The organism is Micromonospora sp. NPDC126480 (genome assembly GCF_040302465.1).
GTDB lineage: Bacteria > Actinomycetota > Actinomycetes > Mycobacteriales > Micromonosporaceae > Micromonospora.
This window is the reverse complement of the sequence record NZ_JBEORU010000004.1, coordinates 124,491-149,425: the sequence shown is the minus strand read 5'-3', so window position 1 is coordinate 149,425 and position 24,935 is coordinate 124,491. Positions and strand designations below refer to the sequence as shown.

20 protein-coding genes are annotated in these 24,935 nt (G+C 74.2%); 14 read left to right on the top strand and 6 right to left on the bottom strand.

What is annotated here, in order from left to right:
* The first annotated feature begins 156 nt into the window (after positions 1-156).
* Positions 157-1,731 (top strand): leucyl aminopeptidase, encoded by a 1,575-nt coding sequence (locus ABTW87_RS05425; protein ID WP_350648745.1) that lies wholly within the window; start codon positions 157-159, stop codon positions 1,729-1,731.
* Positions 1,732-1,832: 101 nt separating this feature from the next.
* Here the strand turns inward: ABTW87_RS05425 and ABTW87_RS05420 are convergent, their stop codons facing one another.
* Positions 1,833-2,162, bottom strand: a complete 330-nt coding sequence (locus ABTW87_RS05420) for a hypothetical protein (RefSeq protein ID WP_350648743.1) — start codon at positions 2,160-2,162, stop codon at positions 1,833-1,835.
* A gap of 179 nt (positions 2,163-2,341) precedes the next feature.
* Here ABTW87_RS05420 and lpdA point away from each other — a divergent pair, with 179 nt between their 5' ends.
* On the top strand, positions 2,342-3,730 hold the full coding sequence (gene lpdA / locus ABTW87_RS05415) for a dihydrolipoyl dehydrogenase (protein WP_350648741.1): 1,389 nt from the start codon (positions 2,342-2,344) through the stop codon (positions 3,728-3,730).
* Positions 3,731-3,797: 67 nt separating this feature from the next.
* The gene (gene sucB / locus ABTW87_RS05410; RefSeq protein WP_350648740.1) at positions 3,798-5,639 is read left to right on the top strand and encodes a 2-oxoglutarate dehydrogenase, E2 component, dihydrolipoamide succinyltransferase; all 1,842 of its coding nucleotides are present in this window, start codon (positions 3,798-3,800) and stop codon (positions 5,637-5,639) included.
* A 62-nt stretch (positions 5,640-5,701) separates the two neighbouring features.
* Here sucB and ABTW87_RS05405 read toward each other — a convergent pair whose 3' ends face one another.
* Entirely contained in the window at positions 5,702-6,649 is a 948-nt protein-coding gene (locus ABTW87_RS05405; RefSeq protein WP_350648738.1) for an SDR family NAD(P)-dependent oxidoreductase, read from the bottom strand.
* 208 nt (positions 6,650-6,857) lie between these two features.
* Here ABTW87_RS05405 and ABTW87_RS05400 point away from each other — a divergent pair, with 208 nt between their 5' ends.
* Positions 6,858-7,430: a TetR/AcrR family transcriptional regulator gene (locus ABTW87_RS05400; protein ID WP_350648736.1), complete on the top strand. Its 573-nt coding sequence runs from the start codon at positions 6,858-6,860 to the stop codon at positions 7,428-7,430.
* Between the two features lie 45 nt (positions 7,431-7,475).
* On the top strand, positions 7,476-8,807 hold the full coding sequence (locus ABTW87_RS05395) for a low temperature requirement protein A (protein WP_350648734.1): 1,332 nt from the start codon (positions 7,476-7,478) through the stop codon (positions 8,805-8,807).
* Between the two features lie 117 nt (positions 8,808-8,924).
* Here ABTW87_RS05395 and ABTW87_RS05390 read toward each other — a convergent pair whose 3' ends face one another.
* Positions 8,925-9,284, bottom strand: coding sequence for a MerR family transcriptional regulator (locus ABTW87_RS05390; RefSeq protein ID WP_350648732.1), 360 nt, complete (start codon positions 9,282-9,284; stop codon positions 8,925-8,927).
* A 54-nt stretch (positions 9,285-9,338) separates the two neighbouring features.
* On the opposite strand from ABTW87_RS05390, the gene ABTW87_RS05385 reads away from it, so the two are divergent.
* Together ABTW87_RS05385 and ABTW87_RS05380 are read left to right on the top strand one after the other, a co-directional pair.
* The gene (locus tag ABTW87_RS05385) at positions 9,339-10,346 is read left to right on the top strand and encodes an aldo/keto reductase (RefSeq protein ID WP_350648730.1); all 1,008 of its coding nucleotides are present in this window, start codon (positions 9,339-9,341) and stop codon (positions 10,344-10,346) included.
* Positions 10,347-10,392: 46 nt separating this feature from the next.
* Positions 10,393-11,292, top strand: a complete 900-nt coding sequence (locus ABTW87_RS05380) for a TIGR01777 family oxidoreductase (RefSeq protein WP_350648729.1) — start codon at positions 10,393-10,395, stop codon at positions 11,290-11,292.
* A 59-nt stretch (positions 11,293-11,351) separates the two neighbouring features.
* Here the strand turns inward: ABTW87_RS05380 and ABTW87_RS05375 are convergent, their stop codons facing one another.
* On the bottom strand, positions 11,352-12,569 hold the full coding sequence (locus tag ABTW87_RS05375) for an extracellular catalytic domain type 1 short-chain-length polyhydroxyalkanoate depolymerase (RefSeq protein ID WP_350648727.1): 1,218 nt from the start codon (positions 12,567-12,569) through the stop codon (positions 11,352-11,354).
* Positions 12,570-12,800: 231 nt separating this feature from the next.
* On the opposite strand from ABTW87_RS05375, the gene ABTW87_RS05370 reads away from it, so the two are divergent.
* The 5 genes from ABTW87_RS05370 to ABTW87_RS05350 all read left to right on the top strand — a co-directional run bounded on the left by ABTW87_RS05370 (position 12,801) and on the right by ABTW87_RS05350 (position 17,239).
* Positions 12,801-14,636 (top strand): DUF6311 domain-containing protein, encoded by a 1,836-nt coding sequence (locus ABTW87_RS05370; protein ID WP_350648725.1) that lies wholly within the window; start codon positions 12,801-12,803, stop codon positions 14,634-14,636.
* Positions 14,637-14,716: 80 nt separating this feature from the next.
* Positions 14,717-15,358, top strand: coding sequence for a lipoyl(octanoyl) transferase LipB (gene lipB, locus ABTW87_RS05365; protein ID WP_350648723.1), 642 nt, complete (start codon positions 14,717-14,719; stop codon positions 15,356-15,358).
* Between the two features lie 27 nt (positions 15,359-15,385).
* Positions 15,386-15,778, top strand: a complete 393-nt coding sequence (locus ABTW87_RS05360) for a VOC family protein (RefSeq protein WP_350648721.1) — start codon at positions 15,386-15,388, stop codon at positions 15,776-15,778.
* A 79-nt stretch (positions 15,779-15,857) separates the two neighbouring features.
* A complete protein-coding gene (locus ABTW87_RS05355; RefSeq protein WP_350648720.1) occupies positions 15,858-16,568 on the top strand; it encodes an SRPBCC family protein in 711 nt (236 codons plus the stop codon).
* Entirely contained in the window at positions 16,565-17,239 is a 675-nt protein-coding gene (locus tag ABTW87_RS05350) for a DUF4166 domain-containing protein (RefSeq protein ID WP_350648718.1), read from the top strand. The genes ABTW87_RS05355 and ABTW87_RS05350 overlap by 4 nt, the downstream gene beginning before the upstream one ends.
* A 71-nt stretch (positions 17,240-17,310) precedes the next feature.
* Here ABTW87_RS05350 and aspS read toward each other — a convergent pair whose 3' ends face one another.
* Positions 17,311-18,597, bottom strand: coding sequence for an aspartate--tRNA(Asn) ligase (gene aspS / locus ABTW87_RS05345; protein ID WP_350648716.1), 1,287 nt, complete (start codon positions 18,595-18,597; stop codon positions 17,311-17,313).
* Between the two features lie 401 nt (positions 18,598-18,998).
* Between aspS and lipA the strand changes: the two genes are divergently transcribed.
* Together lipA and ABTW87_RS05335 are read left to right on the top strand one after the other, a co-directional pair.
* Positions 18,999-20,039, top strand: a complete 1,041-nt coding sequence (lipA, locus tag ABTW87_RS05340) for a lipoyl synthase (RefSeq protein WP_350648714.1) — start codon at positions 18,999-19,001, stop codon at positions 20,037-20,039.
* A 66-nt stretch (positions 20,040-20,105) separates the two neighbouring features.
* Positions 20,106-21,734, top strand: coding sequence for a hypothetical protein (locus tag ABTW87_RS05335; RefSeq protein WP_350648712.1), 1,629 nt, complete (start codon positions 20,106-20,108; stop codon positions 21,732-21,734).
* 96 nt (positions 21,735-21,830) lie between these two features.
* Here the strand turns inward: ABTW87_RS05335 and ABTW87_RS05330 are convergent, their stop codons facing one another.
* A complete protein-coding gene (locus ABTW87_RS05330; protein WP_350648710.1) occupies positions 21,831-24,869 on the bottom strand; it encodes a helix-turn-helix transcriptional regulator in 3,039 nt (1,012 codons plus the stop codon).
* Positions 24,870-24,935 lie beyond the last annotated feature (66 nt).

Below are 24,935 nucleotides of genomic sequence, written 5' to 3'. Positions count from 1 at the left end.
GGGAACTTACCGGGGGCGGAGGGGCTGGTTAGCATCGGCGGGACCGCCGGTGCCGTCGGCGGGACAACGCTCACCTTCGGCGGGTACGGTCCGCCGGAGACCTTCATCGCCGGTACGCGACGGTGCGACCGGCCCGGCCCGCCCGGAGTAGCTTCAGTGACATCGCCCAGCACCAACCTCAGCCTCGTCGACACCGACCCCGCCGAGCTCGCCGTCGACGCGATCGTCATCGGCCTGCACAGCCAGACCGGTGACCAGGCGGGCGCCGGCGGCCCCGCCGCCGCCGCCCTGCTGCTGGCCAGCGGCGCCGAGAGCATCGCCGCCGCCTTCGACGGAAAGCTGACCGAGACGCTGGCGCTGCTCGGCGCGACCGGTGGCCCCGGCGAGGTGGTCAAGCTCGCCACGCTCGGCACCGTCACCGCACCGGTGATCGCCGCGGTCGGGCTCGGACCGGAGCCCGCCGGCGCCGCCCCCGCACCCGAGACGCTGCGCCGGGCGGCCGGCGCGGCCGTGCGGGCGCTGGCCGGGGCGTCCCGGGTCGCGCTGGCGTTGCCGCTGCCCGACGACGCCGACGCGCCGGTGGCGCTGCGGGCGGTCGCCGAGGGCGCCCTGCTCGGCGGGTACCGGTTCGCCGGCTACAAGACCCGCCCGCAGCCGGGCCGGCGGCAGCCGGTCGCCGAGGTGCTGGTGGCGGTGCCGGACGCGGGCGACGCGGCCGCCGCCGCCGAGGTGGCCCGGGCGCGGGCGGTGACCGACGCCGTGCGGCGCACCCGCGACTGGGTGAACACCGCGCCGAACGAACTGCGCCCGCCGGCCTTCGCCGATGCCGTGGCCACCGCCGCCCGCGAGGCCGGCCTCGACGTGGAGGTGCTCGACGAGACCGCTCTGCGCGAGGGCGGGTACGGCGGCATCGTCGCGGTCGGCCAGGGCTCGGAGGCCCCGCCGCGGCTGGTGCGGATCAGCTACACCCCGGCCGGCGGCGGCACCGGCAAGCGGGTCGCGCTCGTCGGCAAGGGCATCACCTTCGACACCGGCGGCATCTCGATCAAGCCGGCGCAGGGCATGTGGGAGATGAAGTCCGACATGGCCGGCGCCGCCGCGGTCGCCGCCGCCATGCTGGCGGTCGCCACGCTCAAGCCGGACGTGGCCGTGACCGCGTACGTGCCGATGGCGGAGAACATGCCGTCCGGCACGTCGTACCGGCCCGGTGACGTGATCACCATGTTCGACGGCAAGCGTGTGGAGGTGCTCAACACCGACGCCGAGGGGCGGATGATCCTCGCCGACGCGATCGCCCGCGCCTGCGCCGACGGCTGCGACTACCTCTTCGAGACCTCCACCCTGACCGGCGGCCAGGTCGTCGCGCTCGGCAAGCGGGTGGCCGGCGTGATGGGCTCCGCGGAGCTGTGCGAGCGGGTACGTGAGGCCGGCGACGCGGTCGGCGAGCCGGCCTGGCCGATGCCGCTGCCGGACGACGTGCGCAAGGGCATGGACTCCGACGTGGCCGACATCTCCCAGGTCAACGCCGGGATGGACCGGGCGGGTCACATGCTCCAGGGCGGGGTGTTCCTGCGCGAGTTCGTCACCGACGACGTCGCCTGGGCGCACATCGACATCGCCGGCCCCAGCTACCACTCCGGCGAGGCGACCGGCTACTGGACCAAGGGCGGCACCGGCGTACCGGTCCGCACCCTGCTGCACCTGATCGAGGACGTCGCCACCAACGGCTGACGTGAAAGGAAGGGCCCCTTGTTAACGCTTCGCGTTGTACAAGGGGCCCTTCTTAACACCTGGCCGCCGGCGCGGCCCCGGGGACCCGGTCAGCCGTACGGTCAGAACAGCTCGGGGCGGCGCTTGCGGCGCTCGTTGTAGTCGCGCATCCGCTGCGGGTAGCCCATCAGGCGCACGTCGTACACCGGGATGCCCACCCGGTACGCGAAGCGCCGCGCCCCGTCCGGGCCGTCGATCCGGCGCCGGGTCCACTCGCCGTCGTCGGCGATCAGCATGACGGTGGTCTCGGTGACGGTCGTCCGGGGCTCGATGTACGCCTCGACGCCCCGCCGGGTGCGGACGAAGTTCTCGAGGTGGTCCAGATCGCCACGGTCGGCCGCGCGGTCCAGGCTGACCGGACGCGCCTTCTTCCGTCGTCGGAACAGTCCCACCGGTCGTCTCCCCCAAAACCGCGTCATCGAAACCCGTGCCAAGGGTACGTGTCCCGGACGTGTCGTTGGGCACCTCATTACGCGCGCTGCGCGCAGTGGTGACAAGATGACCGAGGTGGGGTGTGTCCGCATTACCCTGCCGTGACCCCCGATGCAGCGACGCGACCTGGGAGTTGGACGTGAGCGAGCCGAACGAGACCTTCGACATCGTCATCCTCGGAGGTGGCAGCGGCGGCTACGCGGCGGCGCTGCGCGCCGCCCAGCTGGATCTCTCCGTCGCGCTTATCGAGAAGGGCAAGCTCGGCGGCACCTGCCTGCACAACGGCTGTATCCCGACCAAGGCGCTGCTGCACGCCGCCGAGATCGCCGACCAGACCCGCGAGTCGGAGCAGTTCGGCGTGAAGGCCGAGCTGGTCGGCATCGACATGGCGGCGGTCAACTCGTACAAGGACGGGGTCGTCGCGCGGCTGTACAAGGGCCTGCAGGGCCTGGTCGGCGGCGCGAAGAACATCACCTTCGTGGCCGGCGCCGGCAAGCTGGTCGCGCCGAACACGGTCGAGGTCGACGGCAAGCGCTACACCGGCCGCAACGTGGTCCTGGCCTCCGGCTCGTACGCGAAGAGCCTGCCCGGCCTGGAGATCGACGGCGAGCGGATCATCACCAGCGACCACGCCCTGACCCTGGACCGGGTCCCGGCGTCGGTGATCGTGCTCGGCGGTGGCGTGATCGGCGTCGAGTTCGCGAGCGTCTGGAAGTCGTTCGGGGTGGACGTCACGATCGTCGAGGCGCTGCCGCGCCTGGTCGCCGCCGAGGACGAGGAGTCGTCGAAGGCGCTGGAGCGGGCGTTCCGCAAGCGGAAGATCAACTTCAAGGTCGGCAAGCCGTTCGAGAAGGTCGAGAAGACCGGCAACGGCGTCAAGGTGACGATCCAGGGCGGCGACACCGTCGAGGCGGAGCTGCTGCTGGTCGCGGTCGGTCGCGGCCCCAACACCGCCAACCTCGGGTACGAGGACCAGGGCGTGAAGATGGACCGGGGCTACGTGCTGACCGACGAGCGGCTGCGCACCAACGTCCCGAACGTCTACGCCGTCGGCGACATCGTGCCCGGCCTCCAGCTCGCGCACCGCGGCTTCCAGCAGGGCATCTTCGTCGCCGAGGAGATCGCCGGGCTGAACCCGGCGGTCATCGACGAGGCCGGCATCCCCCGGGTCACCTACTCGGACCCGGAGCTGGCGTCGGTCGGCCTGACCGAGACGAAGGCCAAGGAGCAGTACGGCGCCGACAAGGTCAAGTCCTACAACTACAACCTGGGCGGCAACGGCAAGAGCCAGATCCTCAAGACCACCGGGTTCGTGAAGCTGGTGCGGGTCGAGGACGGGCCGGTCGTCGGCGTGCACATGGTGGGCGCCCGGGTCGGCGAGCTGATCGGCGAGGCCCAGCTCATCTACAACTGGGAGGCGTACCCGGCCGAGGTGGCGCAGCTCGTGCACGCCCACCCGACGCAGAACGAGGCCCTGGGCGAGGCGCACCTGGCCCTGGCCGGCAAGCCGCTGCACGCGCACGCCTGACACGACAACCGCGGCGTCCGGCGACGGGCGACGATCCCACCAGGGGAACCGAAGGAGTCTGGAGAACATGCCGGTATCGGTCACCATGCCCCGGCTCGGCGAAAGCGTCACCGAGGGCACCGTCACGCGCTGGCTCAAGCAGGAGGGCGACACCGTCGAGGTCGACGAGCCGCTGCTCGAGGTGTCGACCGACAAGGTGGACACCGAGATCCCGTCCCCCGCGGCCGGCGTGCTGACCCGGATCGTGGTCGGCGAGGACGAGACCGCCGAGGTCGGCAGCGAGCTGGCCGTGATCGACGGTGAGGGCGGGGCCGCCGGCGGTGGCGAGGCCGCGCCGCAGCAGGAGGCCGCGCCGGAGCCCGAGCCGACCGCCGCCGCGGAGGGCACCGGCCCGGAGCCGGAGCAGCCGGCCCAGGAGCAGCCGGCCCAGGAGCAGCCGGCGGCCGAGGCCGCCCCGGCGCCGTCGGGTGAGGGCACCCCGGTCAAGATGCCGGCGCTGGGCGAGAGCGTCACCGAGGGTACGGTCACCCGCTGGCTCAAGCAGGTCGGCGACACCGTCGAGGTCGACGAGCCGCTGCTGGAGGTGTCGACCGACAAGGTGGACACCGAGATCCCCTCGCCGGTGGCCGGAACGGTCCTGGAGATCACCGTCGCCGAGGACGAGACGGCGGAGGTCGGCGCGACGCTGGCGATCGTCGGCGCGGCCGGCGCCGCCCCGGCCGAGGCGAAGCCGGAGCCGAAGCCCGAGCCGCAGGCCGAGGCCCCGAAGCCGGAGCCGAAGGCCGAGGCCCCGAAGCCGGAGCCGCAGCCCGAGCCGCAGGTCAGCGAGCCGACCCCGGGCATGTCCTACAACGAGCCGGCCGCCGAGGCCGAGGTCGCCGCCGAGCCGGCCAAGGCCGAGCAGGCCGCCACCCCGCCGTCCCCCGCGCCGCAGCAGCGGCCGTCGGTGCCGGGCGGCGAGGAGGCCGCCGGGTACGTCACCCCGCTGGTCCGCAAGCTGGCCGGTGAGCACGGCGTGGACCTGTCCACGGTCAACGGCACCGGGGTCGGTGGCCGGATCCGCAAGCAGGACGTGCTGGCGGCGGCCGAGCAGGCCCGCGCGGCCAAGGCCGCCCCGGCACCGGCCGCGCAGCCCGCTGCCGCGGCGGCACCGGCGCAGCCGGCCGCCAAGCCGACGCCGAGCGCCAAGCGTGGCACCACCGAGAAGCTGCCCCGGATCCGCGCGGCCATCGCCAAGCGGATGCACGAGTCGCTGCACGAGATGGCGCAGCTCACCACGGTGATCGAGGTCGACGTCACCAAGATCGCCAAGCTGCGGGCGCGGGCGAAGGAGTCGTTCCAGCAACGGCACGGCGTGAAGCTGTCCTTCCTGCCGTTCTTCGCCCTCGCCGCCGTCGAGGCCCTCCAGACGTACCCGATCGTCAACGCCCGGATGGACCTGGCGGGCGGGACGATCACCTACCCGGACGCGGAGCACCTCGGCATCGCCGTGGACACCGAGCGCGGCCTGCTGGTGCCGGTCATCCACAACGCCGGGGACCTCAACCTGGGCGGCATCGCCAAGCGGGTCGCCGACCTGGCCGAGCGCACCCGGACCAACAAGATCAGCCCGGACGAGATCGCCGGCGCGACCTTCACGCTGACCAACACCGGCAGCCGCGGCGCGCTGTTCGACACCCCGATCATCCCGTCGCCGCAGTCGGCGATGCTCGGCACGGGTGCGGTGGTCAAGCGCCCGGTCGTGGTCAACGACCCGGAGCTGGGCGAGGTCGTCGCGGTCCGGTCGATGGTCTACCTGGCCCTGTCGTACGATCACCGGCTGATCGACGGCGCCGACGCCGCCCGCTTCCTGGTCGCGGTGAAGGAGCGGCTGGAGGCCGGCAACTTCGAGGCCGAGCTGGGCCTGTAACACCCGGTCCGACGACGGAGGGCTCCCCGGTGATCCGGGGAGCCCTCCGTCGTACCGCCGGGTCAGCCGCGCAGCGTCTCCTCGGAGACCGCCCAGAGCCGCTCGGCGGCCTCGGGATCGCGCGCGTAGGGCGCGTACCCGGCGCGGGTGCCGGGCTGGTTCGGGCCGGCCTCCTGGCAGTCCTCGAAGTAGCGCCCGCCCACGCCCTCCAGCAGCGGTGACGTGGCCACCAGGACCGACGTGGCGGCGCCCTGCTCGACGGTCTTCCACGCGACGGCAGTCGCGCCGCCGCTCGCCGCGCGCATCCGGGCCAGCTCCTCGTCGGTGACGTACCGCTGGAGGTTGGTGCGGATCGCCCCGGGCATCAGCGCGTTGCTGAGGATGCCGTCGCCGGCCCAGCGCCGGGTGGCCTCGACGGCGAAGAGCACGTTCGCGGTCTTCGACTGCCCGTACGCGGCCCACGGCTCGTACGGCCGCTGCCGGAAGTGGATGTCCTCGAAGACGACCGGGGACCGCAGGTGCGCGGCCGAGCTGACCGAGACGATCCGGGCTCCCCCGGCCGTCGCGAGGGCCCGGTGCAGCCCGGCGACCAGCGCGAAGTGGCCCAGGTGGTTGGTGGCGAACTGCAGCTCCCAGCCCTGCGGGGTGCGCATCTCGGGCGCGGCCATGATGCCCGCGTTGTTCACCAGGATGTGCAGCGGACCGTCCCAGGTCCGGACGAAGGCGGCGACGGACTCCGGGTCGGCCAGGTCGAGCGGGGCGACCAGCAAGCGGTCGTTGCCGGTCGTCGAGGCGATCTCCTCGGCGGCGCGCCGCCCCTGGTCGGGGTTGCGGACGGCGAGGGTCACGTCGGCGCCGGCGGACGCTAGCGCGCGGGCGGTCTCCACCCCGATGCCGGATCCGCCGCCGGTGACGACGGCCCGGCGGCCGGTGAGGTCGATGCCCTGGATCACCTCGAGGGCGGTGGACTCCGCGCCGAACGGGGTGCGGACAGGCGTGCTGGTGGTCATGATCCGTCCCTGGGTCGCAGGTGTGCGCCGGGTCTCGGCCCGGCCGCTACCATCAGAAGCGGAGGGTCCTCCGCTACGATCCGACTCTAAACGGAGGATCCTCCGTTTGCCAACCCGTCGTGCGATCGGGGCCGGCCGGAGCCGCCGCCGCGTCCCCGCGTACCGTCGGCGGCGGGCCACCGGGCCCCGCCGAGCGCCAGGAGGAGCCGTGCCCGACCCTCGACCGCTGCGCGCCGACGCGCGCCGCAACCGCGAGCGGCTGCTGGAGGCGGCGGTCCGGGCGTTCTCGCAGGCCGGCGCCGACGTGACACTGGACGCGATCGCCAAGGACGCCGGGGTCGGCATCGGCACCCTCTACCGGCACTTCCCCACCCGGGAGACGCTCGTCGAGGCGGCTTACCGCAACGAGCTGGCGAAGCTCTGCGACGCCGCCGGGGACCTGCTGGAGCGGCTGCCACCGGACGAGGCGACCCGGGCGTGGATGGACCGGTTCATCGAGTACCTGTCGACCAAGCGCGGCATGGCCGACGCCCTGCGGCTGGTCATCGCCGCCGGCACCAACCCGTACGCGCAGAGCCGAGACCTCCTGATCGCCGCCCTGACCCGGCTGCTCTCGGCGGGCGCGGCGGCCGGCACCGTACGCGCCGACGTCGACCCGGCCGACGTGCTCGCCGGCCTGAGCGGTGTCTCCCTCGCCGCGGGCGGTCCCGACCAGCGTGACCAGGCCCGGCGACTGCTGGACCTGCTGATGGACGGTCTGCGTTACCGGCCCACCGGCTGAGCCGATTCCCGCCCGCGCGATCCCGGCCGCTGGGACAGTGGTCGGGTGGGCGGGAAGGGCTTACGGGGGCGGCTCGGCCCCGCGATGGCGATAGCCCCCGGTGCCCGGGTGGACAAGTTCGAGGTCTTCTTCGACCTGGTCTTCGTCTTCTCCTTCTTCATCATCACCCGGGCCACCGCCGCCCACATCACCGGCCGGACGCTGCTGCACGCCCTGCTCGTGCTCGCCGTGCTCTGGTGGGCCTGGGTCATCCACAGCGTCGTCGCCACCCGGGTGCGGCTCGGCGTGGGCTTCGTGCCGGTGCTGATGGTCGTCGGGATGGCCGCGCTGTTCTGCTTCGCGCTGGCCCTCCCGCAGGCGTTCGGCGACCCGAGGGAGGGCGCCGCCGGGCCGGCGGTCGTCGCGCTCAGCTACATCGTCATCCGGGCCGTGCACTTCCTGCTCTTCTGGCACGTCACCCACGACAGCCCGGACGAGCGGCGGCAGCTGTACCGCTTCGCACCGGAGGTGGTGTTCAGCACCGCGCTGCTGATCGCGGCGGCCATGGTGCCGTCGGTGATCAACGATCCGGGCGCGGCCACGATGGCCCGGGACGGCCTGTGGCTGACCGTGGTGCTCCTCCAGTACACGACCGGCATCCTGGTCGGCACCTGGGGCTGGGGCGTCACGTCGGCCGAGCACTGGACGGAGCGCTACGACCTCATCCTGATCATCGCCCTGGGCGAGTCGGTCATCTCCGTCGGCGTGGGCAGCAACCTGCTGGGCCAGCCGCCGACCTGGCCCGCCGTCGCGGCGGCCGTGCTCGGCATCGTGTTCACCGCCGCCCTCTGGTGGGCGCACTACGACATGATCGGCCCGGCCGCGCGGATCGCCCTGCACGCGGCGAAGGACGGCCCACGGGTGGCGATGGCCCGCGACGCGTACGCGTACCTCTACCTGCCGATGATCGCCGGCATCATCCTGTTCGCGCTCGGCGCCGAGGAGATCGTGCACGAGATCGCCGACCCGAAGATCCCGATCACGGATCCGGCGCACGGTCCCGCCGTGCCGCTGCTCTTCGGCGGGGTGATCTGCTACCTGGCGTCGAACATGCTGTTCCAGCTCCGCACGCTGCACACCCTGTCGTGGACCCGGGTCGGCGCGGTACTGGCGCTGGCCGCGAGCATCCCGGTCGCCGCGCACCTGCCCGGCCTGGCCGCCCTCACCCTGCTGACCGCCATCTGCGTCGGTCTCGTCGCCACCGAGGTGGTGGTCTACGCCGAGGCCCGGGACGCCCTGAACGAAGCCGTGCTGGCCGAGCGCACCACCCACGAGGCGCACGAGGCCGCCTGGCGGTCCCGCTGGCACGAACCCGGCCCCGGCGAACCGTCGACGTGACCCGGGGTCGCCGACCGGACCGCCGCAGCGGCCCGAGCCTCCTGAACGGATGATGCTCAGCCGGTCTGAACCGGCCCCGGAGACCGGCTGACCATCATCCGTTCCCGCAGGGCTCGTTCAGTGCGAGCCGGGCAGCCCCTCGTAGTACCGGATCTTCGCGCGGAGGTGGTCGTACTGGCGCTGGAGCAGGCGCATCTGCTCCTCGACCCGCTCGGCGTGGCGCTCCAGCAGGGCCTGCCGTTCGCCGGCGGTGTGCGCACCCTCGCGGGCCAGCTCGGCGTACCGGCACATCTCCGCGATCGGCATCCCGGTGTCGCGGAGACAGCGGAACAGCTCCAGCCAGCCCAGGTCGTCGTCGGTGAAGATCCGCCGGCCGCCGGCGGTGCGACCGACGCTGAGCAGGCCGATCTTCTCGTAGTACCGGAGGGTGTCGAGGCTGAAGCCGCTGCGCCGGGCCGCCTCGGAGGGTGCGTACATGTTCCGCACCGTACCGCTTGACCTGGAGTGCGCTCCAGGTTGAAAGCTGTCCACATGACGATGACACGGACACTGGGCCGCAGCGGTATCGAGGTGGGCGCGATCGGCATGGGCTGCTGGGCGATCGGCGGGCCACTGTGGGGCGACGGCGGGCAGCCGTTCGGTTGGGGCGAGGTCGACGACGACGAGTCGGTGCGCACCGTCCACGCCGCGCTCGACCTCGGCGCCACGCTCTTCGACACGGCCAGCAACTACGGCGCCGGGCACAGCGAACGGATCCTCGGGCGGGCGCTGGCCGGCCGCCGCGACCGGGCGGTGATCGCCACCAAGTTCGGCAACCGCTCCGACGAGGCGACCCGCCGGTGGACCGGCACCGACCACAGCCCGGGCTACGCGGTGGCGAGCCTCGAGGAGTCGCTGCGCCGGCTCGGCACCGACCACGTCGACCTGTACCAGCTGCACATCAACCAACTGCCGGTGCCCGCCGCGCTCGACCTGGTCGACACCCTGGAAGGCCTGGTCACCCAGGGCAAGATCCGGGCGTACGGCTGGAGCACCGACGACCCGGAGTCGGCGGCGGCGTTCGCGGCGGCCGGCCCGCACTGCGTGGCCATCCAGCACGACCAGTCGGTGCTGGCCGACAACGCCGCGATGCTCGCGGTCTGCGAGCGCCTCGACCTGGCCAGCGTCAACCGTGGACCCCTGGCGATGGGTCTGCTCACCGGCTCGACCCGGGCGGTCGGTGCCGACGACGTACGCGGGCGGGCGCCGGAGTGGCTGGCCTGGTTCACCGACGGCCGGCCCACCCCGCAGTGGGCGGAGCGGGTGGCGCAGATCCGGGCGGCGCTCACCGCCGACGGCCGCACCCTGGCCCAGGGCGCGCTGGGCTGGCTGCTGGCCCGCAGCCCGCGGACCGTCCCGATCCCGGGCTGCCGGTCGGTGGCGCAGGCCGCGGAGAACATCGGCACGCTTGCCGTCGGTCCGCTTCCCGCGGACGCGTACGCCCAGGTGGAACGCCTCCTCGCCGACCTGCGACCGGCACCGGCCGAATTCGGGGTGTGACCCGCTCAACGCATCCGGATCGACATGCGTACCCGAAGATATGAGTATGCGGATCCTCATGGCCGGCGCGTCCGGCTTCCTCGGCACCCGGCTGGCCGACCTGCTCACCGCCGACGGGCACGAGGTGACCAGGCTGGTCCGGCGGCCACCGCGCGGCGCCGACGAGCGGCAGTGGAACCCGTCCGCCGCGCAGCTCGACCCGGCGGTCGTGGCGCAGGCCGACGCGGTGGTGAACCTGGCCGGTGCCGGGGTGGGCGACCGCCGGTGGACCGACGAGTACCGGCGGGTCATCCGGTCCAGCCGGGTGGACACCACCACCACGCTGGCGATCACGATCGCCGGGCTGCCCGCCGCCGACCGGCCCCGGGCGCTGCTGAACTCCTCTGCCGTGGGCTGGTACGGGGACACCGGCGACCGTGCCGTGGAGGAGGACGCACCGGCCGGCGAGGGCTTCCTCGCCGACGTCTGCCGGGTGTGGGAGGCCGCGACGCGACCCGCCGAGGACGCCGGCGTACGCGTGGTACGCATGCGGATCGGCCTGCCGCTGCACCGCGACGGCGGGATGCTCAAGCCCCAACTGCTGCCGATGCGGCTCGGCATCTCCGGGCCGCTCGGCGGCGGACGGCAGTGGTGGCCGTGGATCTCGATGGTGGACTGGCTGGCCGCCACCCGCTTCCTGCTCGACTCCGACGAGATCGCCGGCCCGGTCAACCTGGTCGGTCCGGCGCCGGTGACGAACAAGGAGTTCACCCGGGAGCTGGCCCGGCAACTAAGCCGGCCGGCGATCATGCCGATCCCGGCGCTGGCGCTCAAGGTGGTCCTGGGTGGCTTCTCGGTCGAGGCGCTGAGCAGCAGCCGGGTCCTGCCCGGGGTGCTGACGAAGGCCGGCTTCGCGTACCGGCACCCGGACCTGCCCAGCGCCCTGCACGCCGCGCTCACGGAGTAAGGAAGGGCCCCTTCTTAACGCCTCGCGTTGTAGAAGGGGCCCTTCTTAACAGGTGCCGCTCAGCAGCCGATCACCCAGTAGTTCGGGCCGGTCTGCTTCAGCGTGGTGCTGTAGAAGGTGTTGTAGAGGCCCATCCGCTGGTTGGAGCCGTTCGCGTAGGCGTACCCGCCGGAGTGGTAGGCGCGGCCGGCGGTGACGTGCGCGTAGTTGCTCGCGGTGACGCACGTCGGGCTGGTCGTCGGCGTCGGGCTGGGCGTGGGCGACGCGGTCGGGCTGGCCGTGGGGGTCGGCGTGGGGCCGCCGCCGTTCAGGCCGAAGAAGACCGCGTCCCGGTACGTCGAGCAGATGGTGTCCAGGAAGTACGCGCCCGCGGTGCCGCACTGGTCCGACCCGGAGCCCGGGTCCACCGGTGTGCCGTGGCCCATGCCCGAGACGCGGTAGACGCGTACCCGGTCGGCGCCGTAGACCTCGAGACTCGTGCCGGCGGGCAGCGAGGACGTGCTGGTCGGGGTCTGGCTCACGCCGAGGACGTTGGTCCACTGGTCCCGCGACTCGGTGGCGTTGGCCACCGCCACCGTGTAGTCGCTGGTGCCGTGCCAGACGGCCACCTTGGGGCGCGGTCCCGAGTAGCCGGAGTACGCGTTGCGCACCAGGTCGCCCCACTGCGCCGGCGTCTTGTCGACACCCGGGCTCATGCAGGAGAACGCGTTGATCATGCTGGTGGCGCAGCGGTACGGGATGCCGGCGATGACGGACCCGCCGGCGAAGACGTCCGGGTACGCGGCCAGCATGACGGCGCTCATCGCACCGCCGGCCGACAGCCCGCTCACGTACACCCGGTTGGCCGCGACGCCGTAGCTGGCCTTGGCGTGGTCGACCATCTGCTTGATGGACAGCGCCTCGCCCTGGCCCCGCGCGGTGTCGCCGGTCTCGAACCAGTTGAAGCAGGCGTTGGAGTTGTTGCCGGACTTCTGCTCCGGCACGATCAGGGCGAACTTCCACTGGTCGGCGTACTTCCGCCAGCCGGAGTTGGTGAAGTAGCCGCTGGCGTTCTGGGTGCAGCCGTGCAGCAGCACCACGGCCGGCGCGCCGGCCGGCAGGTTGTCCGGGCGGTACGCGTACATGGCGAGGTTGCCGGGGTTGGATCCGAAGCCGGTCACCTGCTGGAGGCTGGCGGCCTGGGCGGGGGTGGCGGCGACGACGGCCGCGGCGGCGGCCAGGACCAGCCCGGCGGCGACGCCGGCCAGCCGAGCGACGAGGGACGGGTTGCGGCGCACGGGAGCCTCCTGACGGGGAATGTGAACTGGGTCACCCGCGAATTGCCGCGACGTTACGTCGGAGTGTCCAACCGGTGACATGGGCCGGCGTCACACATTCATCGTCGTGGACGTGTGTGCCGGGCCGGGAGTTGTTAACAGGGGGCCCTTCTACAACGCCAGGCGTTAATAGGGGGCCCTTCCTTGCAGGTCTGACCGGCGTGTCCGGGTCGGGTTGGTAACGTCCGCTGCGTGCCGACCTCCCCGTCCGTGGCGTCCGCGCCGTCCCGCGTCCGCCGTGACCGCCGGGCCGATCTGGTCATGGCGCTCCTCGCGCTCGCCCTGGCTGTCTGGGTGACCAGCGGGCTGTGGCGGGACCCGAACGGCCGCACGATCACGGTCAACTCCAGCGACCAGGCGCTGTTCGAGTGGCTGCTGGCGTTCGGCGGGCACGCCCTCACCCACGGGCAGAACCCGCTCTTCACCTACCTGATCAACGTCCCGGACGGCGTGAACCTCGCGGTCAACACCTCGATCACGGTGTACGCGGCCGTCTTCGCGCCGCTGACGTACCTGATCGGTCCGCCGGCCACGTTCCTGGTCATCCTCACCCTCAACCTCGCCGCCACGGCGTTCGCCTGGTACTGGCTGCTCAACCGCCAGTTCGGCCGCGGCCCGCTCGCCGCCGGGCTGGGCGGGTTGTTCATCGGGTTCTCCCCCGGCCTGGTCTCGCACGCCAACGCCCACCTGAACTGGACCGCCGGCTGGCTGGTGCCGCTGCTGATCTGGCGCACGTTCGCGCTGCGCCGCCCCGGGCACCGGGTCCGCGACGGCGTCATCCTCGGCGTGCTGGTCGCGGTGGCCTTCTCCATCGCGGCGGAGGCGCTCTTCTTCACCGCGCTGGCCGTCGGTCTCTTCGTCGCCGTCTGGGTGCTGCATCCGGCCAGCCGCGCCGAGGCACGCGCGGCGCTGCCGGGCTTCCTCGGTGGGCTCGCGGTGACCGCGCTTGTCGCCGGCGTGCTGCTGGCGTACCCGTTGTGGCTGCACTTCGCCGGTCCGCAGCGCTTCCACGGCACCGGATTCGACGCGGTGATCCACTCCGAGGACGTCGTCTCGTACGTCGCGTACCCCCGGCGGTCCCTCGCCGGTGAGGCCGGGCTGCGGACCAGCCTCGCCCCGAACCCCACCGAGGAGAACTCGTTCTTCGGGCTGCCGCTGCTGCTGCTCGCCGTGGCCGTGTTCGTGCTGCTGTGGCGGCGCGCCGCGGCCCCGGGTGCTGCGCCGGGCGGGGTACCCCGCCGGGCCACCCTGTGGGCGCTCGGCACGGTGGCGGTGGTCTTCACGCTGCTGTCCTTCGGGCCGGAGGCGAAGGTCGACGGCCGCCGGTTCGACCTGCCGATGCCCTTCGACCTGCTGGGCCACCTGCCGGTGGTGAACGCCGCCCTGCCGGCCCGGCTGGCGCTGGTCGTGGCGCCGGTGATCGGCGTGCTGCTCGCGTACGCGGTGGACACGCTGCGGGCCGACCCGCCCCGGTCCCGGCCGGCCCGGATCGCGTGGGTGGCCGCGTTCGCGGTGGCCCTGGTGCCGCTGGTGCCGACCCCGCTGCTGACGACGGAGCGGGAGCCGATCCCGCGGTTCTTCACCTCCGGCACCTGGCGGGAGTACGTGTCGCCGGGCGGGGTCCTCACGCCGGTGCCGCTGGCCCTCGACGTGTACCCGGACGGGCAGCGCTGGCAGGCGTACGCCCTCGCTCACCGGCAGGGTGAGTTCGCGATCCCGTCCGGGTTCTTCCTCGGACCCGGCGGGCCGGACGGCCGGGGCCGGATCGGCCCGCCGCCACGGCCGTTGAGCGCGTTGATGGACCAGGCCGCGCGGTACGGCGCGGTGCCGATCGTCACCGAGGGGACCACGAAGGACGTGCAGGCCGACCTGCGGCACTGGCGGATCGAGACGGTGGTCCTCCCGGACCGGGTGCACGGCGCGAAGTGGGACGTCGACGAGGAGGCGGTCCGCGCCACCGCCACCGCGCTGTTCGGCGAACCGGAACGCGTCGAGGACGTCTGGGTCTGGCGGATCCCGCAGGAGTGACCGGCGCACTGCCCGCCGCGCCCGCGGTGAACCGGCTCACGCACGGGGGTGACCGGCGGGTACGGGACTAGGCTTGGTCCGTGACCACGACGACCTCCGGCCTCACGGCCGTCCGCGCCGGCGTCCTCGAGTACCAGGCCGCCTGGGAGGAGCAGCGCCGGCTGCACGAGTCGGTGGTGGCCGGCGAGCGCGGCGACACGGTGCTGCTGCTGGAGCACCCGAGCGTCTACACCGCCGGCAAGCGCACCGAGCCGTGGGACCGGCCGATGGACGGCACACCGGTCGTCGACGTCGACCGCGGCGGCAAGATCACCTGGCACGGTCCGGGGCAGCTCGTCGGCTACCCGATCCTGCGCCTGCCCGACCCGGTCGACGTGGTCGCGTACGTGCGGCGCGTCGAGCAGATGCTTATCGACGTGTGCGCGGAGTTCGGTCTGACCGCCGGCCGGGTCGAGGGGCGCAGCGGCGTCTGGGTGCCGGAGGACGACCGGGGTCCGGCCCGCAAGGTGGCCGCCATCGGCATCCGGGTCGCCCGCGGCGTCACCCTGCACGGCTTCTCGATCAACTGCGACTGCGACCTGGCGTACTTCGACCGGATCGTGCCCTGCGGCATCCGCGACGCCGGGGTCACCTCGCTCACCGCCGAGCTGGGCCGTCCGGTGACCGTCGCCGACGTGCTGCCGGTGGTCGAGCGGCAGCTGCGTACCGTCGTCGGGGTCTGAGCCCGGCCGGCGCCTACGCTCGGGCGGATGCGCCTCGATCTGGTCACCGTGGTCGTCGCCGAGTACGACCCGGCCATCGCTTTCTTCACCGACGTGCTCGGCTTCGAGCTCGCCGAGGACTCCCCCTCGCTGACCACCGACGGCCGCCCGAAGCGCTGGGTGGTGGTCCGCCCGCCGGGTGGCGGCACCGGCCTGCTGCTGGCCCGCGCCGACGGCGAGCGGCAGGCGGCCGTGGTCGGCGAGCAGGTGGCCGGCCGGGTCGGCTTCTTCCTGCGGGTGGACGACTTCGACGCCACGTACCGGCGGTTGGTGGCCGCCGGGGTGGAGTTCGTGCGGCCGCCGCGCGCCGAGCCGTACGGCAGCGTGGCGGTCTTCCTCGACGTGGCGGGCAACCGCTGGGACCTGCTCGGAGCCGGGTAGCCCCGGACGGCCACTTGAGCAAACGCTCAAACTTCCCTACGCTCCTTCCTTGAGCAACTGCTCAAGAAGGCGGGGCGGCATGCGAGCGATCTACGTCGAGACGGTCATCGACGCGCCCGTCGACGCGGTCTGGCGGGTCACCCAGGACCCGGCCGAGCACCGGCGCTGGGACGTCCGCTTCGGCCGGATCGACCCGCTGCCCGGAGGGCCGCCGGCGCGGTTCCGGTACGCCACCACCGTGCTTCCCGGAATGACCGTCGCCGGCTGGGGTGTCCACGCCGGCGAGCGGGACCGGCCCGACGGCAGCCGCACGTCGGCGCTGCGTTTCGGCTCGGACGACCGGCGGTCGCTGATCGCCACCGGTTCCGGCTACTGGCGCTACCTGCCCGGCCCGGCCGGCGTACGGTTCCTGACCGGCTACGACTACACACCCCGCTGGGGGACGCTGGGCCGGGCGGCCGACCGCGGCTTCCGTCCCGTGTTCGGGTGGGCCACCGCCTGGTCGTTCGACCGGCTGCGGATCTGGCTCGCGCACGGCGTACCGCCGGAACGGTCCCGGCGCAACGCCACCCGGGAGGCGGTGGCGCGGCTGCTCGGGCCGGCGGCAACCGGCGCCCTCGCCGGGTGGCTCGGCGCGACCGCCGCCACGGTCGCCCTGACCGTCGCCGTCGCGTCCGCGCTGGCGCTGGCGCTACCGCCGCACCCGCACACCCCGGCGGCCCGCCGCTGCCGCCGCCGACCACCGGACCGCCTCGCCACCCGCCCGCCCGAGTTGTTGGAGAAGCTGTGAACGCCGTCTTCCGCACCGCACTGGGCACCGAGTTCGACCGGCTCCACCCCGAACTCCAACGCCGCTTCAACGTCGACGGCGACACCCACCTGGGCTGCGTCGGCACCGGCGTGATGGACCGGGTCTGGCGCGGCGCCGCCTTCACCGTGCCGTTCCTGCACCTCGGCACGCTGCGCCACATCCTGTTCCCGGAGACCGGCTGCGGTGTCCCGTTCACCATCGAGAACTACGCCTACACCGACTCCTTCGGCCGGCCGACGTTGACCTTCGTCCGTACCTTCCAGGTCGCGCCGGACCGCCGCCGCCGCTTCGACGCCACGATGGTCTGGAGCGAACGGCGCGGGGTCCTGGTCGACTACCTCGGTACGCACCAGCACCTGGCGGTCGACCTCCACGTCGGGGTGGACGCCGCCGGCGCGCTCACCATCCGCAGCGGCGCCTACCGCTTCCGCAGTGGCCTGCGCTGCCCGGCCGCGCTGACCGGCGAGGCCCGCCTGCGGGAGTGGTACGACGAGCGGGACGGCCGGTTCGGGATCGAGGTGGCCGTGACGAACCGACGGTTCGGACCCCTCTTCGGCTACACCGGCAGCTTCGCGGTCCGCTACCTGCGGCCCGGCCGGGCACCGGTCCCCGCCGCCGTACGGCCACTGCGGGAGAACCCCCGCGAGTGAGCGCGGTCCGGCGGGGGGCGTTAACAAGGGGCCCCTCCTCTACCGCAGGCGTTAAGAAGGGGCCCCTCCTTTCACGGGGTGAGGCGATGCAGGTCGCGCGGGAAGGCGGTCACCTCCCGGACGTTCGCCGCGCCGGTCAGCCGCGCCACGAACCGCTCCAGCCCGATCGCGAAGCCGCCGTGCGGCGGCATCCCGTGCCGGAACGCGTCGACGTAGGCCGCGTACGGCTCGACCGGCTCGCCACGCGCCGCGAGCGCCGCCAGGTAGTCGGCGTGCCGGTGCAGCCGCTGCCCGCCGGTGACCAGCTCCATGCCGCGGAACAGCAGGTCGAACCCGTTGGAGTACGCCGGCCGCTCCGGGTCGGGGTGGGTGTAGAAGGGGCGCTTCGCCATCGGGTACCCGGTCACGAAGACGAACTCCGACCCGTGCTCCCGGCGCGCCCACTCCCCGAGCGCCCGCTCGTGGGCCGGGGCGAGGTCCGGCTCGCCGTCCGGCCCCCCGGCGATCACCAGCGCCTCGGTGAAGTGGACCGCCGGGATCTCGGCGGGCACCTCCGGCGCGGTCACGCCGAGGGTGGCCAGCGCGGCGCCGGCCCGGTCGGTGACCGCGCCGAGCATCCCGGCCAGGGTGTCCCGCAACACCGCCATGACGTCCCGGTGGTCGGCGACGAAGCCCAGCTCGGCGTCGAGCGAGGTGTACTGCGCCAGGTGCCGTACGGTGTCGTGCGGCTCGGCGCGGAACACCGGGCCGACCTCGTACACCCGCTCGAAGACGCCCACCATGAGCTGCTTGTAGAACTGCGGCGACTGGGCCAGGTACGCGGGCCGACCGAACCAGTCCAGCGCGAAGACGTTCGCCCCGCTCTCGGTGGCGGAGGCGACCACCTTCGGCGTGTGGATCTCCACGAAGCTGCGGTCGTCGAGCGCGGCCCGGAAACCGGCCACCGCCGCCGCGGAGATCCGCAGCGCCGCCGAGCGGCTCGGGTGGCGCAGCGCGGTCGGCGCGTTGTCGAGCTGGGTGGGCAGGGTGGCGGTCAGCGCCGGCCGGTACAGGTCGAACGGGGGCGGGACGGCGGGTGGGCCGAGCGGGCGTACCGCCGGGCGGGTCAGCTCGACCCCGGCGGGCGCGGTGCCGTTCGCGACCACCGTGCCGGTGACCTCGACGACCGTCTCCTCGGTGAGTCGCGCCAGTTCGGCGCGGACGCCCGGGTCGGTGACGACCACCTGGGTCAGCCCGGCGGTGTCCCGGACGATCAGGAAGGCCACCGACTTGAGCAGCCGGCGGCGGTGGACCCAGCCGGCGATCCGCACGGTCGCGCCGACGTGGGCGGTGAGCTGGGAGGACAGGATGCGTTGCACGGCGGTTACCTCCTTGGTCAATCGCAACGCGATCCCCGGGAGGCGTGGGCGAGCGGGATCCTCGCGGTGCCACCACACCTTCACCCCCGCCGGAACGGGGGCCTCGTTCGTCGCCTTTTCACCGGGGCCAGCCGGGCGGGCTCTACTGGGTGTTAAGAGGGGACCCTTCCACTACCGGAGGCGTTGACAAGGGGCCCTTCCTTACCGTTCTTCCCGCAGCTCGGGAGGGTCTTCGCGGCCCGGCGCCAGACCGCCTCGCAGCAAACGGCGGCTCTCTTCAACTGGCGGCCCGGGGCGCTACTCGGCTCCGTCACAGCTCTGCGGCGCACGCTAGCAGCCGCCCGCCGCAGGTGTGACGGTGTTTTTTGCGCCGTGATGTCCGGCGTCACAACAATCGGGGCGTGACGGCCGTCGCCCGACGTGCATCGACCGCCGCCGACGGGCGTAGGCTCGGTTTTGTGACGATCGAGCACTCCGCGCCGACGACCGGCCAGGCAGCGCGCACCGCGACGCCCGCACCCGAGGGGCGGCGTCTCCTGCGGATCGAGGCGCGCAACGCCGAGACGCCGATCGAGCGCAAGCCGCCGTGGATCAAGGTCAAGGCCAAGATGGGCCCGGAGTACACCCAGCTGCGCGGGCTCGTCTCGCGCGAGGGGCTGCACACCGTCTGCCAGGAGGCCGGCTGTCCCAACATCTACGAGTGCTGGGAGGACCGGGAGGCCACCTTCCTCATCGGCGGCGACCAGTGCACCCGCCGCTGCGACTTCTGCCAGATCGACACCGGCAAGCCGGCCGAGTTCGACGCCGACGAGCCGCGCCGGGTCGCCGAGTCGGTGGTCTCGATGGGCCTGCGCTACGCCACCATCACCGGCGTCGCCCGCGACGACCTGCCCGACGGCGGCGCCTGGCTCTACGCCGAGACCGTCCGGCAGATCCACGCCCTCCAGCCGGGCTGCGGCGTCGAGCTGCTGATCCCCGACTTCAACGCGGTGCCCGACCAACTCGCCGAGGTGTTCTGGTCGCGGCCGGAGGTGCTCGCGCACAACGTCGAGACGGTGCCGCGGATCTTCAAGCGGATCCGGCCGGCGTTCCGCTACGAGCGCTCCCTGGACGTGATCCGCCAGGCCCGCGCCGCCGGCCTGGTCACCAAGAGCAACCTCATCCTCGGCCTGGGCGAGGAGCGCGCCGAGGTCTCCCAGGCCCTGCGTGACCTGCACGAGGCCGGCTGCGAGCTGATCACCGTCACGCAGTACCTGCGCCCCTCGCCCCGGCACCACCCGGTGGAGCGCTGGGTCAAGCCGGAGGAGTTCGTCGAGCTGCGCGAGGAGGCCGAGGAGATCGGCTTCTCGGGGGTGATGAGCGGGCCGCTGGTGCGCTCGTCGTACCGCGCCGGCCGGCTCTACCAGCAGGCCCTCGAAGCCCGCACGGTCGCCGTCGGCTGACGACACCCGGCCGCCGCGTGGCGCACCGCGCCGCGCGGGCCGCCGGCCGGGTGCCATGATCGGCCCATGACCGTCCGGGTACGCGAGGGGCACCGCGCCGCGCTGCGCGCGCTGCCGGCCGCCCGGTGGCCCCGGCCGCCCGACGCGCTGGCCCTCGCGGTGCTCGCCGCCGGTGTGGCGTACCGCCTCGGCCTGCTGCTGCACGACACGCCCCCCACGAACAGCGACGAGGCGACGATAGGGCTGGCCGCGCTGCACATCGCGCAGGGGCGGGAGTTCCCGGTCTGGTTCTACGGCCAGGCGTACATGGGCACGCTGGAGGCGTACCTGGCCGCGCCGCTCGTCGCGCTCGCCGGCCCGTCGACCCTGGCGCTGCGCCTGCCCACCCTCGCCCTGTACGCGGTCTTCGCGCTGCTGGCCTGGCGGCTGGCGGTGCGGCTCACCGGGGACCGGTGGTACGCGCTGCTGGTCGCCGCGCTGCTCGCGTCCGGCTCGGACCGGATCGTGAAGAACCAGCTCATCGCCGGGGGCGGGTACCCGGAGATGAACGCCGCCGGGGTGGCCCTCGCCGTGCTCGCGTACGACCTGGCGGCGGGCCGGCCGGACCGGCGGCTGCCCCGCTGGGCGGTGTGGGGGTTCCTCGCCGGGCTGCTGATCTGGGTGGATCCGCTGGTCCTGCCGTACGTGGTGGCCGCCGGGGCGGTGCTGCTGGCGTTCCGGTGGCGGGAGCTGCGCGGCCCGGCCGGGGCGCTGCTCGGTCTCGGCGCGCTCGTCGGCGCCGCCCCGCTGCTGCTCGACAGCGTGGCGTCGGGTCGCAGCCCGCTGTCGGCCGTGCTCGCCGCCGGTGGGGCCGGGCAGCCGGCCGGCTGGGGTGAGCGGCTGCACGGTGCGCTGGTGCTCGGCCCGGCGCTGGGCATGGGCTTCTGCTCGCCGAGCCGGTGCGCCGGCTGGCAGCTCTGGTGGTCGGCCGCCCTGCCGCTGCTCCTGCTCGCCGCCGCGGTGGTGGCGTGGCGCCGGCTGCGCGGGGCCGGGCAGCCGGGCCGGTCTGCGTCCGCCGGGCACGCCCGAGGATCCGGCGATCCCGCCCGGGTCGGGGCGGCGCTCGCGCTGGCCCTGGTCGGGGCGGCCGCCGCGACGCTGGCCGTGTACGCGCTCAGCAGCGCCGCCGGGCGTACCCCGGTCGAGAGTGCGCGGTACCTGTCCTGCCTGCTGATCTCCGTACCCGTGCTGCTGTGGCCGGTGTGGGACGCGGCCCGGCGGCGGCCGGCGGACCGGGTGGGCCACGGGCGCCGGGGCGTCGCCGTCGCCGTCCTCGCCGCGACGCTCGGCTCCGCGGCGTTCGCCACCGCCGGTGCGGTCGCCGCCGCGCCCGCGCACCGGGCGGAGGCGGCCCGGCACGCCGACCTGGTGGCGGCCCTACGTGAGCGGGGCGTGCGGCACGTGTACGGCGGCTACTGGACCTGCAACCGGCTCACCTTCGCCAGCGGCGAGGACATCGTCTGCGCCGTCGTCGACGACGACCTGAGCCCCGGCCACGACCGCTACGCCCCGTACCGCCGGACGGTGGACGCGGCGCCCGACGCCGCCTGGCTCGCCCCCGAGGGCTCCCCCCTCGCGGCCCGCCTGGACGCCCAGCGGACCGGATTCGCCCTGCACACCGTGCCCGGCTGGCGCCTCTACCTACCGCCCTCCTGACCCTCGCCGACGATCATGGAGTTCTGGTGCCTGACAAAACGGCACCGAGCGGGCCGAACGCCCACCACGACTCCATGATCGATGGCAGCTGGCGGGCTAGCGGGTGGTCGGGTCCGTGAGCAGGCCCAGGCGGTGGGCCAGGGCGGCGGCCTCGACCCGGTTGCGCACGTCCAGCTTGGCGATGATGCGGGAGACGTGGACGCTCGCCGTCTTCGGCGAGATGAACAGCTCCTCGGCGATCCGGCTGTTGCTGTGCCCCTCCGCGACCAGCCGCAGCACCTCCCGCTCGCGCTCGGTGAGCAGGTCGGCGCCCGGGCGACCCCGGGTCGCGCCGCGTAGCCCCACCCGGCGGGCCAGGGTCGCGGCCTGCTCGGCGAGCGGCGCGGCGCCGAGCCGGTCGGCGAGCGCGGCGGTCTCGGCCACCGCCGTCGCCACCTCGTCCCGTTCCCCGGCCGCGGCGGCCGCCTCGGCCAGCGCCAGCAGCGCCCGGCCCAGCGGGTACGGCTGGCCGTCGACGCGCCAGGCCGCGACCGCGGCCCGCCACCGCGTGAGCGCCTCGACGGAACCGTCGGCGCGCCGTGCGGCGGGCACGACGGGCGCGGCGAGCAGGGTGCCCGCGCCGACCGGCCGGCCGTCGACCGGCCACGCCGCCGGAACCGGGTCGCTGGTCGCCGTGCCGTCGACGGCCGGCAGCGACTCCGACCGGGTCGCCGCGACCGGCAGGGACACCGACAGGGTCGCCGCGACCTGGGCCGCGTGGGCGTCCTCCGCCGGGAAGCGGGCCGGCACCGTGGCGGCCAGCGCGGCGGTGCGGGCGGCCAGGTCGTCGTCGCCGAGGTTCCGGGCGACGCGAGCGAGGGCGGTGAGCACCGGCCAGCCGTACCGGGGGTGCGCGGCGAGGCTGGTGTCGTCCAGCACCGCCTCGGCGGCCCGCCGCGCCTCGGCCCGGTCGTCGGCGGCGAGGGCGCTCTCCAACCGCAGTTCGAGCAGCGGCAGCCGCTGGTGCGGGTGCAGGTACGCCTTGCTGAGGAAGCCGAGCGCCCGGCCGACCGTCTCCTCGGCGGCCGGATGGTCCTGGGCCAGTCGCAGCGCGGCGCACAGCTGCAGCCAGTGCGAGCCGGTCACGCCCGGCGGGTCGATCCGCGCGGCGTCGGCGAGCACCTCCTCGGTCTCCGCCCAGCGGCCCAGCGCCAGCAGCGCCTCGGCGCGGTTGGACAGCAGGTACGCCCCGGTCGAACGGCTTATCCCGAACCGGCGCGCCTCGGTCACGCCGTCGGCGGCGGCCCGGGCCGACTCCTCGTACCGGCCCAGCTCGTACAGCACGTCGGAGATGTTCACCAGGGCGGCGACCAGTTCCGGCGCCGCCCCGGCGGCCCGGGCGAGCGCCTCGGCGCGGCGCAGCTCGGCCAGCCCCAGGTCGGGTGCGCCCTCGCCGCGGCGCAGCGCCGCAAGCTGCATCGGCAGCTGCGCGGGGTCCATTCCGGCGGCCCGGGCCGCCGCCAGCACCTCGGCGGCCAGCCGGGTGCCCTCGACCCGGTCCACCCGGGCCAGGTGCGAGGCCACGTCGGCGAGCAGCCGCAGCCGCTCCGGGCCCTCCGGCACCCCGGACGCCAGCCGGTACGCCTCGCGTAGTTCGGCGCCGCCGTCGCTCTTGCCGAGCATGGCGAACATCCGGCCGCGCCGGTCGAGCAGCCGCGCGGCGCGCAGCGGCTCGGCCGCCTCGTCCACCTCGGACAGCGCGGCCCGGCTCAGGGTGAGCACCCGGTGGTAGTCGCCGGCGGCGGCCGCCGCCGCGACGGTCTCCTCCAGCAGCGCGAGATGGTCCATGCCGAGCCGGTCGCCCGCGTCGGGGACCAGCTCCCACAGCTCGAGGGCCCGCTCCAGCAGCCGACTCTGCTCCGCGTACGCGTAACGGTCGGCCGCCGCGCAGGCGGCCGTGCGGGAGGCCACCAGGGCGCGCGGGTGGTCGTGCGCGGCGTACCAGTGATGGGCGATCTCGACGGGCGCGCGGCCCGCGGCGACCAGGTGGGGCTGCGCCTCGATCGCGGCGGCCCACCGGGCGTGCAGCCGGGCGTGCTCGCCGGGGAGCAGCTCGTCGTGGACCGCCTCGCGGACCAGCGCGTGCCGGAACTCGTAGTCGCCGTCCGGGTCGGCCACCACGAGCTGGGCGGCGACGGCGGCGCGCAGCGCGTCCTCCAACTCGATGTCGGGCAGCCCGGCGACCTCGGCGAGGAGCTGGTGTGCGAACCGGGTGCCACCGGCCGCCGCGATGCGCAGCACCCGCTGGGCCGGCTCGGGCAGCCGGTCCACCCGGGCGAGCAGCAGGTCGCGCAGCGTCTCCGGCAGGGTGGCGCAGCCGATCGGGCCGCCGGCCGCGGCCAGTTCCTCGATGAACAGCGGGTTGCCCTGCGTCCGGTCGTGGATGTCGTCGACGGCGCGGGCGGCCGGCTCGGTGCCCAGCAGCCCGGCCAGGACGGCTCCGGTGCCGGCCCGGTCCAGCCGGCTCAGCTCGAGCCGCTCGACTCCCCGGGCCCGGTCCAGCTCGGCGAGGAACGGCCGCAGCGGGTGGCCGCGGTGCAGCTCGTCGGTGCGGTAGGTGCAGACCAGCAGCAGGCGGTCGGCGCGGGCCGCGCGGACCAGGAAGCCGATCAGGTCCCGGGTGGAACGGTCGGCCCAGTGCAGGTCCTCGATGACCAGCACCAGCGGGGTGTCCGCGGCGAGCCGCCCGAACAGGTCGGCGACCAGGTCGAACAGGTATCCGCGAGGAGCGTCGGAGACGGGCGGCACGGCGCCGAGCGGCCCCCGGGCCAGTTCCGGCAGGAGGCGGGCGAACTCACCCTCGTACCCGTCGAAGACGCCCGGGCCGTCACTGCGCAGCACCGCGCGCAGCGCCGCGGCGATCGGCGCGAAGGGCAGGCCGGCCTCGCCCAGCTCGAGGCACTGCCCCACCAGCAGCCGGGCCTCGCCGACCCCGCGCCCGAACTCCTCCAGCAGCCGGGTCTTGCCGATCCCGGCCTCGCCGCCGACCAGGACGGTGGTCGGCTCGCCGGCGCGGGCCCGCGCGGACGCGCCCCGCAGGACGGCGAGCTCGGTCTGGCGGCCGACGAGGGCGGTGCGGGCGGTGCGTGCGGTCACGGCACCGAGCATGCCACGCCCGCCGCCACCGCCGTCCCCGCCGGGGTCCGGCTTCCCCGGTGGTAC

Bases quoted from the DNA above. Each gene is read 5' to 3' on its own strand.
- sucB (WP_350648740.1), top strand. From the start codon at position 3,798: ATGCCGGTATCGGTCACCATGCCCCGGCTCGGCGAAAGCGTCACCGAG.
- ABTW87_RS05405 (WP_350648738.1), bottom strand. From the start codon at position 6,649: ATGACCACCAGCACGCCTGTCCGCACCCCGTTCGGCGCGGAGTCCACC.
- ABTW87_RS05390 (WP_350648732.1), bottom strand. From the start codon at position 9,284: ATGTACGCACCCTCCGAGGCGGCCCGGCGCAGCGGCTTCAGCCTCGAC.
- ABTW87_RS05385 (WP_350648730.1), top strand. From the start codon at position 9,339: ATGACGATGACACGGACACTGGGCCGCAGCGGTATCGAGGTGGGCGCG.
- ABTW87_RS05380 (WP_350648729.1), top strand. From the start codon at position 10,393: ATGCGGATCCTCATGGCCGGCGCGTCCGGCTTCCTCGGCACCCGGCTG.
- ABTW87_RS05360 (WP_350648721.1), top strand. From the start codon at position 15,386: ATGCGCCTCGATCTGGTCACCGTGGTCGTCGCCGAGTACGACCCGGCC.
- ABTW87_RS05355 (WP_350648720.1), top strand. From the start codon at position 15,858: ATGCGAGCGATCTACGTCGAGACGGTCATCGACGCGCCCGTCGACGCG.
- ABTW87_RS05335 (WP_350648712.1), top strand. From the start codon at position 20,106: ATGACCGTCCGGGTACGCGAGGGGCACCGCGCCGCGCTGCGCGCGCTG.